Annotated in this window: 1 protein-coding gene; it reads left to right on the top strand. The window is 52.5% G+C overall.

The window, feature by feature from the left end:
- Positions 1 to 204: MBG domain-containing protein (locus KJB30_RS17905; RefSeq protein WP_214301730.1), on the top strand; the 204-nt coding region annotated here is incomplete at both ends.

Raw genomic sequence — 204 nt, 5'->3', positions numbered from 1 at the left:
TCTTACGCAGTAGTTGCTACGGTCTCCGACGCTAATTACACTGGTACAGCTAACGGTACGCTCGTGATTGCCAAGGCCACTCCGGCCATTACCTGGGCAGCTCCGGCTCCGGTGTTTGTTGGAACTACTCTTTCTGCTACCCAGTTAAATGCTTCATCAACTGTTGCCGGAACCTTCGTCTATACTCCGGTTTCAGGTACGGTG

It is taken from the genome of Pelotalea chapellei (assembly GCF_018531195.1).
GTDB classification, from domain to species: domain Bacteria; phylum Desulfobacterota; class Desulfuromonadia; order Geobacterales; family Pseudopelobacteraceae; genus Pelotalea; species Pelotalea chapellei.
The sequence above is the reverse complement of the archived record's forward strand: the minus strand, read 5'-3'. Positions and strand labels throughout refer to the sequence as shown.